The 15,676-nt window shown below is 37.8% G+C and carries 18 protein-coding genes and 1 pseudogene; 4 read left to right on the top strand and 15 right to left on the bottom strand.

Going from position 1 to position 15,676, the window contains the following annotated elements:
• Positions 1-2: 2 nt before the first annotated feature.
• The 3 genes from AC1UFB_RS18960 to AC1UFB_RS18970 form a co-directional block, all read right to left on the bottom strand.
• Positions 3-566: a DUF2179 domain-containing protein gene (locus AC1UFB_RS18960; RefSeq protein WP_025908282.1), complete on the bottom strand. Its 564-nt coding sequence runs from the start codon at positions 564-566 to the stop codon at positions 3-5.
• Between the two features lie 443 nt (positions 567-1,009).
• Positions 1,010-1,369, bottom strand: coding sequence for a response regulator (locus AC1UFB_RS18965; RefSeq protein WP_328101607.1), 360 nt, complete (start codon positions 1,367-1,369; stop codon positions 1,010-1,012).
• A 119-nt stretch (positions 1,370-1,488) separates the two neighbouring features.
• Complete coding sequence (locus AC1UFB_RS18970; protein ID WP_100347012.1) at positions 1,489-2,196, bottom strand: cytochrome c biogenesis CcdA family protein; 708 nt, start codon at positions 2,194-2,196, stop codon at positions 1,489-1,491.
• 130 nt (positions 2,197-2,326) lie between these two features.
• On the opposite strand from AC1UFB_RS18970, the gene AC1UFB_RS18975 reads away from it, so the two are divergent.
• Entirely contained in the window at positions 2,327-2,503 is a 177-nt protein-coding gene (locus AC1UFB_RS18975) for an aspartyl-phosphate phosphatase Spo0E family protein (RefSeq protein ID WP_076512718.1), read from the top strand.
• A gap of 12 nt (positions 2,504-2,515) precedes the next feature.
• On the opposite strand, the gene AC1UFB_RS18980 is transcribed toward AC1UFB_RS18975, so the two are convergent.
• The 9 genes from AC1UFB_RS18980 to yneA form a co-directional block, all read right to left on the bottom strand.
• Positions 2,516-4,276: an ABC transporter ATP-binding protein gene (locus AC1UFB_RS18980; protein WP_482589736.1), complete on the bottom strand. Its 1,761-nt coding sequence runs from the start codon at positions 4,274-4,276 to the stop codon at positions 2,516-2,518.
• The gene (locus tag AC1UFB_RS18985) at positions 4,266-6,032 is read right to left on the bottom strand and encodes an ABC transporter transmembrane domain-containing protein (RefSeq protein ID WP_100347010.1); all 1,767 of its coding nucleotides are present in this window, start codon (positions 6,030-6,032) and stop codon (positions 4,266-4,268) included. Before AC1UFB_RS18985 ends, AC1UFB_RS18980 begins: the two co-directional genes overlap by 11 nt.
• 233 nt (positions 6,033-6,265) lie before the next feature.
• Positions 6,266-6,478 (bottom strand): YneF family protein, encoded by a 213-nt coding sequence (locus tag AC1UFB_RS18990; protein WP_025908276.1) that lies wholly within the window; start codon positions 6,476-6,478, stop codon positions 6,266-6,268.
• A 90-nt stretch (positions 6,479-6,568) separates the two neighbouring features.
• Entirely contained in the window at positions 6,569-7,009 is a 441-nt protein-coding gene (sirA, locus tag AC1UFB_RS18995; RefSeq protein WP_076512715.1) for a sporulation inhibitor of replication protein SirA, read from the bottom strand.
• A gap of 25 nt (positions 7,010-7,034) precedes the next feature.
• Positions 7,035-7,268, bottom strand: coding sequence for a hypothetical protein (locus tag AC1UFB_RS19000; protein WP_100347009.1), 234 nt, complete (start codon positions 7,266-7,268; stop codon positions 7,035-7,037).
• A gap of 127 nt (positions 7,269-7,395) precedes the next feature.
• Positions 7,396-9,402, bottom strand: a complete 2,007-nt coding sequence (gene tkt / locus AC1UFB_RS19005; RefSeq protein WP_482589737.1) for a transketolase — start codon at positions 9,400-9,402, stop codon at positions 7,396-7,398.
• Between the two features lie 181 nt (positions 9,403-9,583).
• Positions 9,584-9,814, bottom strand: a complete 231-nt coding sequence (locus AC1UFB_RS19010) for a DUF896 domain-containing protein (protein WP_025908272.1) — start codon at positions 9,812-9,814, stop codon at positions 9,584-9,586.
• Positions 9,815-9,875: 61 nt separating this feature from the next.
• Positions 9,876-10,547, bottom strand: a complete 672-nt coding sequence (locus AC1UFB_RS19015; protein WP_076512714.1) for a YneB family resolvase-like protein — start codon at positions 10,545-10,547, stop codon at positions 9,876-9,878.
• 75 nt (positions 10,548-10,622) lie between these two features.
• Positions 10,623-10,958 (bottom strand): cell division suppressor protein YneA, encoded by a 336-nt coding sequence (yneA, locus tag AC1UFB_RS19020; protein WP_025908270.1) that lies wholly within the window; start codon positions 10,956-10,958, stop codon positions 10,623-10,625.
• A gap of 144 nt (positions 10,959-11,102) precedes the next feature.
• Between yneA and lexA the strand changes: the two genes are divergently transcribed.
• The 3 genes from lexA to AC1UFB_RS19035 all read left to right on the top strand — a co-directional run bounded on the left by lexA (position 11,103) and on the right by AC1UFB_RS19035 (position 13,569).
• Positions 11,103-11,723 (top strand): transcriptional repressor LexA, encoded by a 621-nt coding sequence (gene lexA / locus AC1UFB_RS19025; protein WP_025908269.1) that lies wholly within the window; start codon positions 11,103-11,105, stop codon positions 11,721-11,723.
• Between the two features lie 116 nt (positions 11,724-11,839).
• Entirely contained in the window at positions 11,840-12,001 is a 162-nt protein-coding gene (locus AC1UFB_RS19030; protein ID WP_482589740.1) for a hypothetical protein, read from the top strand.
• A 122-nt stretch (positions 12,002-12,123) separates the two neighbouring features.
• Positions 12,124-13,569 carry a magnesium transporter CorA family protein gene (locus tag AC1UFB_RS19035; protein WP_235859269.1) on the top strand — a complete coding sequence of 482 codons (1,446 nt, stop codon included), beginning with the start codon at positions 12,124-12,126 and terminating at the stop codon, positions 13,567-13,569.
• A gap of 21 nt (positions 13,570-13,590) precedes the next feature.
• Here the strand turns inward: AC1UFB_RS19035 and AC1UFB_RS19040 are convergent, their stop codons facing one another.
• The 3 genes and pseudogenes from AC1UFB_RS19040 to AC1UFB_RS19050 form a co-directional block, all read right to left on the bottom strand.
• The gene (locus tag AC1UFB_RS19040) at positions 13,591-14,547 is read right to left on the bottom strand and encodes a GH25 family lysozyme (protein ID WP_482589742.1); all 957 of its coding nucleotides are present in this window, start codon (positions 14,545-14,547) and stop codon (positions 13,591-13,593) included.
• Positions 14,548-14,646: 99 nt separating this feature from the next.
• Positions 14,647-15,111 carry a hypothetical protein gene (locus tag AC1UFB_RS19045; protein ID WP_328101779.1) on the bottom strand — a complete coding sequence of 155 codons (465 nt, stop codon included), beginning with the start codon at positions 15,109-15,111 and terminating at the stop codon, positions 14,647-14,649.
• 257 nt (positions 15,112-15,368) lie between these two features.
• A pseudogene (locus AC1UFB_RS19050) lies at positions 15,369-15,506 on the bottom strand (IS5/IS1182 family transposase); the annotation flags it as partial.
• Between the last annotated feature and the right edge of the window lie 170 nt (positions 15,507-15,676).

Here is a 15,676-nt window from a genome sequence, read left to right on the forward strand (position 1 = left end):
TCTTACTTTAAATGCGAAGGGTCATTTTTCGGTTTCTGCTTAGATTTTACTTTTTGCTTTTTCATTGCTTTTAATAAGAATCCGCCTTTAAATTTACGAGGCTCGTACGAAATAATAAATGCTCTAGGTTCATATTCTTCTATAAAATCTAATAGCTCTTCTTCACGACTTCTTTTTGTTAAAATATCTAAACGATAACGTGCGCTATCTCTTCCTTCACCTTGATAGACCGTAACTCCAAAACCTTCTTGACGAAGGCGGTTAATTAGCTCTTCATTCTTTGTCATTAAATTCACTAAAAATGTCGTATAGCCAATCGCTAAGCGTGACTCAATATATCCACCTAATATAATACCAGCACCAAATCCAACAGCATATACAATCATAGCTACAATGCTTTGGTCACCTGAAAAGACGAGGGATAAACCAAATACATATACTAATGCTTCTAAAAAACCAAAAGCCGAGGCGTACATACTCATTCCTTTTACTAGGAAAATCGTTCGCAACGTTAAGATTGGTACATAAACTAGTTGCAAAATCAATATTAATATAATCTCTTTCACTTCTACACCTCTTTTAAAATACAAATTTTACGGTTTCATTGTATCACTCTCTATATCGTTAAGGAATACATAAAAATAAATTTTTATTAACAAAAAAGAGTTTGGGACATAACAAAATGATTGCTTCTAAAAGACGAACACTAGCTGTTCCCATCTCTTTAGTTTGTCTCAACACGTTCGTTCCATTGCGCTACGGCCACCCGCTTTCCGCGGGAGGAACCTGAGCTTCCTCGCTGCGCTGCGGGATCTCCGTTTTCCCTCTCTTTCCCGCAGGAGTCGAGTGTCCTACGCTCCATTCCACCCTGTTTCCAACATTGTTTTCGCAATCAACCCAAAAAAACCTGAACGATTAAAAGTTATGAACTCTCAATCGTTCAGGTATAGTAAGGACTGAACTACTTACGTCTCAGTCTCCTTCAATTTAATTAACTATTGTTTTTTTACTAGTTTAGCAAGCGCTTCATAGCTTCTAACACTGACGACTCCTCAAAAGGTTTTACAATAAAATCTTTTGCACCAGCCTCAATGGCTTCAACAACCATTTTTTGTTGTCCCATCGCAGAACACATAATAATTTTTGCATTCGGATCAACTCGCTTGATGGCTTTAACCGCTTCAATTCCATTTAGCTCCAGCATTGTAATATCCATCGTTATAACATCAGGTTGAAGGTCATGAAATTTTTCGATGGCTTCTTTACCTGTTTCCGCTTCTCCAACTACGTGGTAACCAGCATTCTCCATAATACTTCTTAACGTTGCTCTCATAAACTTTGCGTCATCTACAATTAGTATTCTTGACAATTATAGCCCTCCGTCTTCCCCTATCTACCTCTGGTCTTTTCCAACGAAACGAAATAGGACTTTTTACTTATTACTTTATCAACGATTCCAACTTTTTTCAAGCCACACCACTTCGTTATCTAGAACCCTGTAAAGCCTCCAAAGATGCTCGTTGTATAAATAATAATCTTGGTCATCCAGTCAAAATATAAAATGATTCCCATTCCAATCATTGCATATCCACCAGCGGTCATCATTGCTTTCATATGACGCTTTATCCAGTTCATTTTACCTATAAAAAACGACATGATAAAAAATGGAATTGAAAACCCTAGCGAATAAGCAATCATGTAGAGCATAGCTGAGCTAGGATTAGTAGCTGCTAGAGCCATAACAGATACAAGAATAGGTCCTGTACATGGCGTCCACCCTGCAGCAAAAGCCATTCCGATAAGAGAAGAACCTAACAAACCTGTAGGTCGATTAGAAAACTGTACTTTGCGATCTTTCATTAAAAACTTCGGCTTAAAGACTCCAATTGTTACAAGCCCTAAAAACACAATGAGTATGGCTCCCACTTGACGAATTAAATCTCCATAGTTCGCAAATAAACTTCCAATAAAAGAAGTGCCAAAACCAATTGCAATAAAGATTAAACAAAAGCCTAGTAGAAAAAAGGTTGTATGTAAAAGAGCTTTGCGCTGATGTACGTTTTTCCCTTCTTTCAGATCCCCTACTGAGACACCTGTAATATACGATAAAAAAGCCGGATACAGCGGTAGACAGCATGGTGAAATAAACGATAAAAACCCTGCTCCAAATGCTAAAAATAAATTCACATCAGCCATTTCTGATTCACTCCATTTGTTTAGAATCTGTTACCATTTTGTCATCAAAATGACTCATCTATTCCTTTTCAAAAAGTGCCATTATCTTGTATAATTAGGTAAAAGTTTTATTGAGAAGGGACCAGTTCTATTGCTGAAACAAAATATATTGTTAGAGATTGAAAAGAAGCGTGAAGAGCTGATTCGGGTCGTTCGAGTTAGTGGATTAAATTCTCCCCCTGCTATTAAGCATAGTCAAGAATTAGATCATCTACTAAACATCTATAATAACACTCCTTCACAGCACTCCGACACAACTTCTACTTAAGAAGTTGTTTTTTTATATCTCTCCACCAGCCTTTCCTTGATGGTTCTGGAGTCGATACATGCTGTAATAAAGACCTTGCTTTTCTAACAGCTCTGCATGAGTACCTCTTTCTACAATTTCACCTTTATGTAGCACTAGGATAGCGTCTGCATGTTGAATAGTAGACAATCGATGAGCGATTGCCACCGTTGTCCTATTTCTCTTCATCTTCGCTAAAACAGCTTGAATAGCATCTTCTGTCTCTGTATCAATATGTGCTGTTGCTTCATCTAGAACTAGTATTTTTGGTTTACGTACCATTGTGCGAGCAAATGATAAGAGTTGACGCTGGCCGCTTGACAATGTTGCCCCCCTTTCAACAAGCACTTCATTATAGCTTTTCGGTAAATCTTCAATAAAAGGTTTTGCCTGTACAAATCTCAGCGCTTCTCGTACATCTTCTTCTAAAATTAAAGGATCATGAAGAGAGATATTTGCTTTAACCGTATCAGCAAAAATAAATGAATCTTGTAATACCAAACCAATTCTTCTTCTAATTTCTTCTTCACTATACGTTTGAAGGGGCTGACCATCAATTAGGATTTCACCTTGCTTTGGCGTATAAAATCCTAGAAGAAGATTAATGATTGAGCTTTTACCACTGCCTGTATGTCCCACTAACGCTACCGTTTGACCTTCTTTTATTAAAAAGGAAATATTTGATAGAACGTTTGTCTTTCCATCATAAGAAAAGGTAACTCCTCTAAATTCTATCATACCTCGTTTAATTGTAGCTTGTGAGTCTTTCATGAAAGGCGGTGCTTTTTCACCTTCGTCCATTAATTCAAATACTCGCTTTGAAGCGACCATGGCTTGTTGGTACATTGAAAGGCGCTGCATCATTTCATTAACTGGCTGAAAAAAGCGCTCCAAATAGTTTACAAAAGCATATAACACCCCCACTTCTACTGGGCTATCTAAAACTGATATACCAAAGTAGCTAAGTACGCCAATAATTGCAAGAACATATAATACATCAACTGCTGACCTTAAAAGTAAGCCGTCTAACTTTAAATTACGTACACCAGCTTGGTAATGTGATTCGTTAATATCTCCAAATTCACGTCTTAGACGCTTTTCTTGTCTAAATACCTGAACAATCCCCATGCCTTGTAACGATTCGTGAATCTTTGCATTGAGCTGGCTGAGCTTTTCTCTTAACTGTGTATAATAAATCCCACTAAAATGCTGATATGTTTTCATTAATACGAAGATGAATGGTAAAAGCGCTAAGCAATAAAGTGCTAACTTCATATCTAAAATGAACATGGCTATAAAAATACCAATTAAAAAGACACCATTTTGAATAAATACCGCAATCACTTCGACAAACATTTCCTTAATTGCTTCCGTGTCGTTTGTGATTCGTGAAACCAGACTACCCGTTGGCGTTCGGTCAAAGTAGCGGAGCCCAAGCTTATGTACATGTGAAAACACGTCAATTCTTATTTGCTGAATAATGTTTAAAGCAATTCCCTGAAACTTGAGCTGCTGAAAGTATTGAATAACGACCTTGATCATGTTCAAACTTATATAGCCAACTCCTAATAAAAGGAGCGGCTCTACAGGAAAGTAACGCTCTGTTAAATACGTATCAATAAACACTTTAATAAGCATGGGACCTAATAAATCCGCTGTGGTGGCCACCAACAATAAACAAAATGCAAGCGCAAAGGATTTGCGATGGGGAACTGCGTATCTTACTAACCGCCTTAATACTTGTTTATTTTTCATGATATTCATAGCCTCCAGCTTCCACAATCTCTTCTAGCTGCTGCCTTGTATACATCTCTTGATACCACCCGTGTTCTTTTAAAAGTTCTTCATGCCTTCCCCGCTGAATGATTCGACCACCTTTAATGACCAAAATCAAATCTGCATGTGCAACTGCACTCAGGCGATGAGTAGTAATAACCGTTGTTTTATTGCGGCGGTGCTGCTTTAAAGATTTCAAAATAAGGGCTTCAGTTTTCCCATCAACTGCTGAAAGCGAGTCATCTAAAAAAAGCATTTGAGGATCTTGTAATAGTGCACGCGCAATCGACAATCGTTGTTTTTGTCCACCTGATAAAGAAACCCCTTTTTCTCCTACAATGGTTTCATATCCATCTGTAAAGCACGTGATATCTTCATGAACATGTGCCAATTGTGCCACTCGCTCTATATCCGAATGGGAAGCATTTTGGTTTGAAAAGGCAATATTTTCTCCTACTGTCGTTGAAAATAAGAAATGATCCTGGGGAACGTAACCAATACTATTATATAAAGAATCAAAGCTATAAGATTTAATGCTATGTTGATCAAAATAAATATCTCCAACCGTTAAATCGAATTCACGAATAAGAAGCTTTAGTAAAGTTGTTTTTCCAGCTCCTGTTTTTCCTACAATTCCAAGCGTTTGGCCTTCCTGTAAGGAAAAGTGAATATCTTTAAGAGCTGCTTCATCTGTACCCGGATACACAAAGCAGTCAATTTGTACCGTAATCGCTCCATTAGGGCGTTTTGTAATAGGTTTCTCACTTTCAACAATCTCATTTTTTTCTTGTAGTAGCGCAAAAACTCGATCATATGAAGCCCTTCCTCTTTCTACGATATTGAAAAGCCAACCAAACGCTAGCATCGGCCACACTAACAACCCAAGGTACGTAGTAAATGTAACTAGTTCTCCTAACGTGATCTCATTGCTTACGACCATTCGTGATCCAAAAATAAGAGCAAATAAAAAAGACCAGCTCACAATAAAAGAAATCGTAGGGTCAAATAAAGAATCAATTCTCGCTACTTTCATATTCTTTTGAACAACATCAGCTGATTGTCTCGTAAACATATCGACTTCTGAGGTTTCTTTTCCAAACGTTTTTACAACTTTTACACCCGTTATACTTTCTTGCACCTTATCGTTTAATGAAGAAAAAGCCGCTTGTGCTTCTCCAAACCGTTGATGTAACATTGTGCCATATTTATTCGTTAGCCAGGCCATTAAAGGCATGGGTAATAAGCTAATTAGCGTTAGCTTCCAGCTGATTGTTACAGCCATTGTTATTAAAACAACACTGCCCGTAATAACAGAATCCGCAAATGTTAAAACGCCAATTCCCGCTGTTTGTTGAATAGCTTGAATATCATTCGTTGCGTGAGCCATCAGGTCACCCGTACGTTTACTTTGATAAAATGTTTGATTCATTTTCGTGAAGTGTTCATACAACGTATTGCGCATTTGTCGTGCCAGCTTAACAGCAGCACCAAAAATCATAACTCGCCATATGTATCTCATACCATATGAGCCGACAGCGGCTGCCCCTAACAAGAGCACCATCTGAAGGAGCGTTTCTTTTGATAAACTTCCTTTTTCAATAGCATCAACTGCCCACCCAATAACACGAGGTGGCACTAGCTGAAGTAAAGCAACCGCTATCAAAAGTAAAATCCCTATGATATACGCTCTCTTTTCTTGCTTAAAAAACCATCCCAAATCACGAAATATATTCATAACCCCACCACCACCCCTGTTTTTTCTATATTTTCTAACAATTCAAACATTATACCACTTACATATTTTAACACAATCACATACTATCGTCAGTACATACTTATATTATATACGCGTAAGCAGTTAAAGCTCTTTATAACGCAACGATATTTGCGTTATCCCTTTCCCTCTTACAAATACTTAGTGTACAAAAAAGACACCCTTTAAGCTGAGAGTGTCTGTCCAATTAACCGTTATTTAATTTGGCTGTTCATCGCTTTCATCATTTGGTTAATCTTCTTCTGTGATGGTTTCATGCCCATTTGCATCATCATCATTTTTAACATTTGTTCATTAATTGGTGGATTTTTCTTAAAGTAGCTCATCATGTATTTACGAGCAATGAAAAATCCTAGCGCTACCCCAGCAAGCAATGCTAGAATACCAACTAGAATATATGGCCACATACTACAACTTCCTCCTTCGTGTTGTCTACCTTACAGTGTACTAAATCATTCGCCAATATACAATATTTCCAGACTAATTCCCTTAAATAATTACACATATTTTCTTGTTTTAACAGGCCTTAGCCATCCGTACTCTTCTGTCCCGTAATTAATTGCTAGATAGCACGCATCAAGCTTTCGCAGCACTTCAAAGAAAGCGGTCTCTGCATCAACATTTCCATCTCCTTCAATCGTTATACATCGACTATTTATTTTCAGCGAAGCCCGGCTTTTTTTGTGTGGGTATTCTAAAACAAAATGATCATTGTGTATAAAGAAGTGAGGGTATTGAGAAAATATTTGAAGTATCGCGCGCTGAATATATGAAATAGCAAGGGGTCTTGTAATGTATTCAACCTGCTTTTGAAGATATTGATCTTCTAAGCCTCTCTTCATTTTATAATCCACAAATAGTTGAAAAACAAGCTTCTCTCTTTGAAAATATGCTTTTGCTACTTCGTCTTCCATTAAATATACTTCATATGTTCTCATACTTCTCCTCCTTACTTTCGCCTTTTTATTTTTTTATTATAGCTTGTCCACATTGCAATGGTTGTCTATTGATGCAAAAATTCTTTTGTTTTTTTGTCGAAACAAAAAGAGTTTGGGACATAACAAAATGATTGCTTCTAAGAGACGAACAATAGCCGTTCCCATCTCTTTGGTTTGTCTGAACACGTTCGTTCCATTGCGCTGCGGGATCTCCATTTTCCCTCTCTTTCCCGCAGGAGTCGAGTGTCCTACGCTCCATTCCCCCCTGTTTCCAACATTGTTTTCACAATCAAACAAAAAACCTGAACGATTAAAAGTGAGAGACTCTCAATCGTTCAGGTTTATCATTGGCTGAATTATTTATGTCCCAGCCTCTTTTTTATCAATTATGCATTTAACATGCTTTTTACTCTTGCTACAACGTTATCAACTGTAAAGCCAAATTCCTTCATAATTATTTCACCAGGAGCAGAAGCACCGAAATGGTTAATGCCAAGAACTTGACCTTCGTCACCTACATAGCGCTCCCAACCTAATGTCGAAGCCATTTCAATACCTAAGCGCTTCTTCACTGATTTTGGAATAACACTTTCTTTGTACTCAGCTGACTGCTTCTCGAAGCGATCCCATGATGGCATGCTGACAACAGCTACTGAAACACCTTCTGCTTCAAGTGCTTTTTGTGCTTCTACTGCTAAGCTTACTTCAGAACCAGTTGCAAGTAGAAGTGCATCCGCCTGTTCTTTACCTGCTTTTGATACAACGTAAGCCCCTTTTGAAACACCTTCATAAGCAGTTTCACTCGTACCTTCAAGAGTCGGTAAGTTTTGACGAGTTAACACAAGCGCTGTTGGCGTATCTGTAGACTCTAATGATAAGCGCCATGCTGCAGCCGTTTCGTTAGCGTCTGCTGGACGAATAACTGATAGACCAGGCATTGCGCGTAATGAAGGTAATTGCTCGATTGGCTCATGTGTTGGACCATCTTCACCAACTGCAATACTGTCATGCGTAAATACATACGTAACAGGTAGCTTCATTAATGCTGCTAGACGAATTGCTGGACGTAGGTAATCAGAGAATACGAAGAACGTACCGCCGAATACTTTTACACCACCATGAAGAGCCATACCGTTAAGCGCTGCGCCCATTGCAAATTCACGAACACCAAACCAGATGTTGCGTCCACTGTAATCTTTTGCAGTAAAGTCTTCTGCACCTTTGATCATTGTTTTGTTTGAACCAGCAAGATCTGCTGAACCACCAAAGAATTGAGGAACAGCTTGTGCTACTGCGTTTAATACTTCACCTGATGAAGCACGAGTTGCTAAGCTTGAACCAGTTTCATATACAGGTAATTGTTGTTCCCAACCTTCTGGAAGTTTACCTTGTACAGCTAATTCAAATTGAGCGGCTAGCTCAGGATGTTTTTCTTTATACTGAGCAAAAACGTCGTTCCATTCTTTTTCTTTCTTTGCACCTTCATCAGCAATCGTTGCTTTAAAGTGTGCATAAACTTCTTCTGGCACATAGAAATCTTCTTCAAACGTCCAGCTATACGCTTCTTTTGTTAATTTTGTTTCATCTGCACCTAGTGGCGCACCGTGAACACCTGATGTTCCCGCATGGTTTGGAGAACCATAACCAATTGTTGTTTTTACTTCAATTAAAGTTGGACGAGAAAGATCTTCTTTAGCTGCTTCGATTGCACTTGAAAGCTCTGCTACGTCATTTCCATCTTCTACGCGAATTACTTGCCATCCGTAAGCTTTGAAACGACCTTCTACGTTTTCAGAGAATGAACGGTCTAAATCTCCGTCTAATGAGATGTCGTTTGAATCATAAAGCACGACAAGGCGACCTAATTTTAAGTGCGCTGCTAATGAAGCTGCTTCAGCTGATACACCTTCCATTAAGTCTCCGTCACCACAAATACCGTATGTAAAGTGATCAACGATTTCAAGTCCCTCTTTATTATATGTTTCGGCTAAATGACGCTCAGCCATCGCTTTACCAACTGCCATTGCAATTCCTTGTCCTAATGGACCAGTTGTTGCATCAACACCTGCTGTGTGACCATACTCTGGATGACCTGGTGTTTTACTTCCCCATTGACGGAAGTTTTTTAAATCGTCAATTGATAGGTCATAGCCTGCTAAGTGTAATAAGCTATATAGAAGTGCTGAACCATGTCCTGCTGATAAAACAAAGCGATCACGGTTAAACCAATCCGGATTTGATGGGTTAATATTCATAAACTTTGTCCATAGCGTGTACGCCATTGGAGCTGCTCCCATTGGCATACCTGGGTGACCTGAATTTGCTTTTTCAATAGCATCAATTGATAAAGTACGAATTGTTGCAATTGAAAGATCTTCAATACGTTGTGTCATAACTCTTCATTCCTTTCAAAACTATGTATATATGTAATCATACTAATGATTAACGATTTTGTACAATATTTGATTCGTTTTTTTTCGTACTTTTACATTTTTCGTTTCCAAACGCAAAAATATACAAAAAAAACTAGAGAAACTCATTTCCCTAGTTTTTGCACCACAGCAAACCATCGCCTTAGTGTAGACGCTTCTTTTTGCTATCTTTCAGTTTTTTAGGGGTTACGTCATTCCCTTTTTCATCAACAACTTTAATCGTATGAAGATGATTTGTCATTGATTGACGGAACGTTTGTAAATATTCTTTGCGAAGCTCTTGCTGTTCTTGTGCTTCAGCTTCTGTTAAACCTTCCGCCTTTGATTTTTTAGATAGTTGATTGATTCGTGCCATTTTATCTTTAGACAACATTTTGTCAGAACTCCTCGCTTTTTAATACAGTTTAAAGCATAATACAATACTACACATCTTACTAAATCTCTTGTTTTTTAGCAAGAAGCTCGCCTTGGTCGTCGCAGTACTCCTGATAGCGACGGTGTACAGTTGCTTTTGATACCTTATAACCAAAGCCTTTTAGCGTGACAGCAATTTCTGCAAATGTTAAGCCATTATTACGTAGTTGTACAATTTCTTCTATGGGAACTTCCTTTCGTTCTCTACCTGAGTTTACATGCTGGTTTTTCAAATTATGCTCCGGGTGATACCCATTAGCAACTGCTCTTTTCATACCTCGTTTAATTTTTGCATTATGTAATTTTCTTTGATGTTCTTCCACCAAGCTAATGATGTTTAACAACATGGAATCAGCTTCTGATAGCTGTAGCTGTCCCTGATGACTAATCGTGTAAATTGCTACTTTCTCTTTATTTAACGCGTGTAGTAAAGCAATCCTTGCATTTCCACGCCCCAGTCGTGTTTCATCCTGAATAAGCAGGGTAGAAACGTCTTCTGCTTTTAATAATTCTAAGACTTCTAATATTCCTTCTCGGTCAACTTCATAGCCGCTCGCTTTTTCAGAAATAACTTCACAAACTGTAAAATTATGCATCTTAGCAAGTTGCATTAACTCTTCTTCCTGCCTCTTTAACGATGTCTCTTGGGCTTCTTTATCCGTACTTACTCGACAATAGATAACTGCTTTCATCTTTCTAGCTCCCTTTCTTCATTTCCAAACACTAAAACCCCTACCATCGTTCAGTAGAGGACTCGTAGCTCTAGTTCACTTATCAAAAGCAATCTGATGATCACTTGCTAAATCAGATTTCAATACCGGAATATATAACTGATCTCCCGGAGAAAGCGACTGTGTAGATGGAACAGTTAGCTCATTCATATTTTGGACCCATTCTACAAATTCATTTGGTGATAAATTATGATGCTTACTATATTCTTGGGATAATTCCCAAATAGTGTCACCCTTTGCAATAGTAACAGTTGTATATTTTTCTAACTCCACTCTATCTGCTCCTAATAGCAACGTCAAGACATATGTAAGTGCGGCGATAACCACAAAAAAGGTAGTATAATGTTTAATAGATTCTATTAATGGTCTCATTTCAAATCCCCCTCAGAATGTATGTTCTCATTTTATTGCGAACATCCGTTTCTGTCAATGGGTTTTTTCGAACTTATGTTTGTATATTATATATAGCCATGATATAATTTATAGCAAAGAATAGCTAAAAATGAGGTGAAATGTATGAAGCTATCAAAACGTCAACAAGAAATACTAGATTTCATTAAGCATGAAGTGAAATTAAAAGGATATCCCCCATCTGTTCGCGAAATTGGTGAAGCAGTTGGTTTAGCATCTAGTTCAACAGTTCACGGGCACTTAGCTCGTTTAGAAAGTAAAGGTCTAATTCGTAGAGACCCCACAAAACCAAGAGCAATTGAAGTTCTTCAAGCAGAGGCCGATGTAAGCATTCCACAAAGTGCAGTTATAAATGTTCCTGTTATCGGTAAAGTTACGGCAGGCTTTCCAATTACTGCAATTGAAAATGTAGAAGAATACTTTCCGTTACCTGACAAGTACGCCTCTCCAGATGAGCAAGTATTTATGTTAGAAATTATGGGAGAAAGTATGATTGAAGCCGGTATACTAGATGGAGATATGGTCATTGTTCGCCAACAGCAAACAGCTAATAACGGCGATATTGTTGTAGCAATGACGGAAGACAACGAAGCAACTGTCAAACGTTTCTTTAAAGAAGATAATTTCGTTCGCTTACAGCCAGAAAACTCCACAATGGCACCTATTATCTTACGTCATGTAACTATTTTAGGAAAAGTCATTGGAGTATATCGCTCCATTCATTAAGAAAAGAGACTGAGACATAAGTAGTTCAGCCTCTACTATACCTGAACGATTGAGAGTTCATAACTTTTAATCGTTCAGGTTTTTTTGTTGATTGTGAAAACAATGTTGGAAACAGGGTGGAATGGAGCGTAGGACACTCGACTCCTGCGGGAAAGAGAGGGAAAATGGAGATCCCGCAGCGCAGCGAGGAAGTTCAGGTTCCTCCCCGCGGAAAGCGAGTGGCCGTAGCGCAATGGAACGAATGTGTTGAGACAAACCAAAGAGATGGGAACAGCTAGTGTTCGTCTTTTAGAAGCAATCATTTTGTTATGTCCCAGCCTCTTTTATGTTTTTTTTTGGTCAAATATAGGTATATTACTTAAAGAGCAATAATGAAAAGCATAAGGGAGGGAATTTCTCAGTGGATAAGTGGCAAGCAATGAACTCTCCTTTTCAAGATATTACACCGAATCGTGCAATAAACATGTTCTTGTTTCCTTTTTCTTTTAACCGAAAAGAGAAAAAAGATTTAGTTTCAGCTCTTTATGAGCATGAATTTGACTTTTTTTCTCTAGAGAATACAGATTTAGAAAAGAAATTTTATAGCAAAGACTATTTTGTTTCCCACGCTAGCCTTGATCAATACTTTCTTCCTTATATCGAATGTATTCTCTTTCCTCAATCACCAAAAGAAACAGGGCTCATTCGATTTTCAAAAAAGGTGAATCAAGAAATTACATTTGAAACAAAAGCGTCAACAATTCTAAGTGAAGTTTTGTCTATTGATATTTTTTTATGCCCATTTGAAATCGGTGTAATGACGATTCGTATCGAAGTAAAGGGAAACCATTATTCGTACGATGACGTCATTGAGTTTATGAATCATTTTCGCGTATTAGAGCCTAAATTAGCTGAAGAGCACGGAGCGACCATTACATACAAAAATAAAACCTATGATAAAGTACAAGATTATATTTTTTCAAACTTAACACCGTTTCTAAAACCTTACATTGAGCAAGAAACACAGCACAGCAAACATTTTGGAAGCCTGCCTTATTTTATTGATGAACGGATGTACGTACTAAGTTACGTAACCGTCAACAATGAACAGCCTATTAGCAGTGGCACCTTATTTCGAACTGGACAACTGAACAGCTATGATACTGGCGGTAAACCATTTATTTCAGCTAGAAACCAAGAATATATTGATGAATACAATGATCAACACGTCTACAAGCGATGGACGCCCGAAACATACTATGTTGTAACAGACCACGTTTTTTCTTGCATTTCACATTCAGCCGATGAAGAGACGAATCAAATGTTAATGAATCACCTATTTGGTCAGCACTACTATAATCTATTTTTACATTTCTTTTATAAAATTGTACTGTTGAAACTATCTTATCAATATTCGCAGCTTACATTTGAAAAAGACCAAAACGCTATTGAGCGACTCATCCGCTCTATCACACTCTTTTCAGGTAAGTACTTGTTTTTAGAAATCAGTTCTCGAACGGAAGGACAAGAATTTTCTAGACTTTTCAAAAAGACCTTTCACATTGATTCACTCTACCAAGAAGTGAAGGAAACACTTGGGACTTTATATCAAAATCAAGAAAAAATTGCAGGGAAACGTCATAATTATCTACTGTTGATTTTGACCATCTATACTGTGCTATCCGGTATTTACGGAATGAATTTAGTTATTGAAAGCTGGAATAAAAACCTAAGCTGGAGCGCAATAAAAGATTATTCATTGTTTGAGTACATCGCCTTTATCGTTGCTTTGTCAGGAATTACAATTAGCATTAGCTTAGGAATAAATGCTTTATATAAACTAATTAAAGACCGTCTTCAAAAATAACGAGCATAGGTTCTATGCTCGTTATTTTCCTTTCATCACTTCTTCTAATTTTAATCGAACGTTCGGTCCGTAAATTCCATCCACTTCTTTTGGCAAATAGACTTTTTGAAAGCGAGCAACAGCATTAGCTGTATTGGCTCCATAAATTCCGTCTATTCCATGATTAGGAGCGAACTTATTGGGATAAAAGTAAACGGAAGCAAGCGCTTTTTGGAGTACAAACACTGCTTCTCCTCTCGCTCCCTTTTTTAACATGCCTTTAGGTAGAGACGGATTAGAACTTTTCACAAATTGACTTTTCATTTGTTGAAAAGACGTTTTTACGGTACTTAGTAAGCTTGGCTTCGACTCCTTGACATACTGAAAAAAAGCAGCGTTCATTTCATTTAAATCGACATACGTTGAAATCCCGTCAACTTTCCCCTGATCGGTAAATTGAAATATGGTCCACTCTGACCAAGTAAATAGGTTTCCCGGGCAATCAAATCCTTCCGTTCGGTTACTGCTACTATAGCGAGCAATCCAAAGAGGATAATAGGAAAGCTCCTTTGTGAAGTATGTTTTAGCAAAGTGATACCCACTATATAACAAAGGCTGTACACCAGTATTTTTCTCCATTTCTTCTAGCCACGTTCGGCCAAACCTAGAGACAAACTCAGCATTTTTCCCTTTATTTACTTCTAAATCTAAGCATGAGGGAAAATCAAACTTCATTGACTGCAGCTGCTGCAAAAAGAAAGCCACTTCCTGTTTAGGGTCGTTGGTACAGTGTGCATAGTGATAAAAGCCGACAAGCAAACCCACTCGCTTAGCTTCAACATAATTCTCATATACCCTTGGATCTGTAAATGTTTTTCCTTCTGTTAACTTAATATATGCACCTTGCACTCCTGCTCGAGCCACTCGTTCCCAATCAATTTCCCCTTGATGATGAGATACATCAATAATTAATGGATTATGTACACTACGATTTTGCATATCATCACACTCCTGTGCTTTTGTATTACCCTAGCAGAAAAAAACATCCATGCAAAGCAATAACCACATTTGATTGTTTAAAACATACTTTTTGATAATTTAATACTTCACAATTGTTGTAATCCCATACGGTGTAAGAAAATTACGGTGACTTAGTTCTTCAACCCACTTTTTTTCATTCAAGTGATACACCCCTGTTTGATCTTCATAAGTCAAGCTACCCACATTGATCTTGATTGGTTCAGCAGCAGACAGTAGACGCCTTTCATATTCTGAAGAAGCATGCTGATTAGGAAGGTGCCATAGCTCTAATACATCTCCTTCTTCCATATACTTTTCAAGGTACAGTAAAAATAAACGGTTGTCCGCACCACGGATTTCATATAAGTACGGCAGTGTAAACAATCCGCCTACTTCTTCATACCAGCCCGTATCTTTTAAATCAAAAACAGCTAAATATATTAAGTCCTCTATTCGTTCAAAGTTTGTTTTTTTGTTGTATTCTTCGATTTCATCAGGAATAATAAATGGCTTATATGATGCTAAAAATGTAATTTCAGACATGGGTTGCCACCTCACATTTCATTAAATAGTGAAAAAACTCTTCAAGCGTTCCCATAAACTTGTCAACTCTGTCTAGGTGATAAAAAGCACTTGTGTTTTGAAGATCATTTAACCCGCTGTTTTCACTGTACAAATAGACCTTCTTTTCAAACGCAATTGCCCAATATGACTTCCCTTTCCTCCTGGAAGGATTAAAATAAAGAGGTCTGCGCGCTGCACTCCGTCTTTTTCACATTGCCCTATTTCTTTCAGCTCCTGAAAGGAAGAAGCTTTTCTTCAATAAAGCTAAAATCAATTGTCGCTTCAATTGTACGCAAAAAGTGATTGGCAGGAACTAAATCTTCTACAGAAACCATCACTTGTTCATCTCGATGATTTTTAAGTGCACCCATCATGTTTCATCAACTCCAGTCTTTTTTTATCAGTGTTAACACTGATAAAAAAAGACTGACATAAAAAAGGGGCTGTCTAATAAGTCCCTCTAAATAAAACAGGTGGAACGACCGATTGCCCTTGATGTGACCGAACACACTTTCGACCTCGACCTTACGACGAGCGTAGATAG

The organism is Priestia sp. KCTC 13724, from assembly GCF_056820425.1.

What these genes read in the sequence shown, in the direction of transcription:
- AC1UFB_RS18970 (WP_100347012.1), bottom strand. Translation starts at nt 2,196, where the DNA reads ATGGCTGATGTGAATTTATTTTTAGCATTTGGAGCAGGGTTTTTATCG.
- AC1UFB_RS18980 (WP_482589736.1), bottom strand. Translation starts at nt 4,276, where the DNA reads ATGAAAAATAAACAAGTATTAAGGCGGTTAGTAAGATACGCAGTTCCC.
- AC1UFB_RS18985 (WP_100347010.1), bottom strand. Translation starts at nt 6,032, where the DNA reads ATGAATATATTTCGTGATTTGGGATGGTTTTTTAAGCAAGAAAAGAGA.
- AC1UFB_RS18990 (WP_025908276.1), bottom strand. Translation starts at nt 6,478, where the DNA reads ATGTGGCCATATATTCTAGTTGGTATTCTAGCATTGCTTGCTGGGGTA.
- sirA (WP_076512715.1), bottom strand. Translation starts at nt 7,009, where the DNA reads ATGAGAACATATGAAGTATATTTAATGGAAGACGAAGTAGCAAAAGCA.
- AC1UFB_RS19000 (WP_100347009.1), bottom strand. Translation starts at nt 7,268, where the DNA reads ATGGAGCGTAGGACACTCGACTCCTGCGGGAAAGAGAGGGAAAATGGA.
- tkt (WP_482589737.1), bottom strand. Translation starts at nt 9,402, where the DNA reads ATGACACAACGTATTGAAGATCTTTCAATTGCAACAATTCGTACTTTA.
- AC1UFB_RS19010 (WP_025908272.1), bottom strand. Translation starts at nt 9,814, where the DNA reads ATGTTGTCTAAAGATAAAATGGCACGAATCAATCAACTATCTAAAAAA.
- AC1UFB_RS19015 (WP_076512714.1), bottom strand. Translation starts at nt 10,547, where the DNA reads ATGAAAGCAGTTATCTATTGTCGAGTAAGTACGGATAAAGAAGCCCAA.
- yneA (WP_025908270.1), bottom strand. Translation starts at nt 10,958, where the DNA reads ATGAGACCATTAATAGAATCTATTAAACATTATACTACCTTTTTTGTG.
- lexA (WP_025908269.1), top strand. Translation starts at nt 11,103, where the DNA reads ATGAAGCTATCAAAACGTCAACAAGAAATACTAGATTTCATTAAGCAT.
- AC1UFB_RS19040 (WP_482589742.1), bottom strand. Translation starts at nt 14,547, where the DNA reads ATGCAAAATCGTAGTGTACATAATCCATTAATTATTGATGTATCTCAT.
- AC1UFB_RS19045 (WP_328101779.1), bottom strand. Translation starts at nt 15,111, where the DNA reads ATGTCTGAAATTACATTTTTAGCATCATATAAGCCATTTATTATTCCT.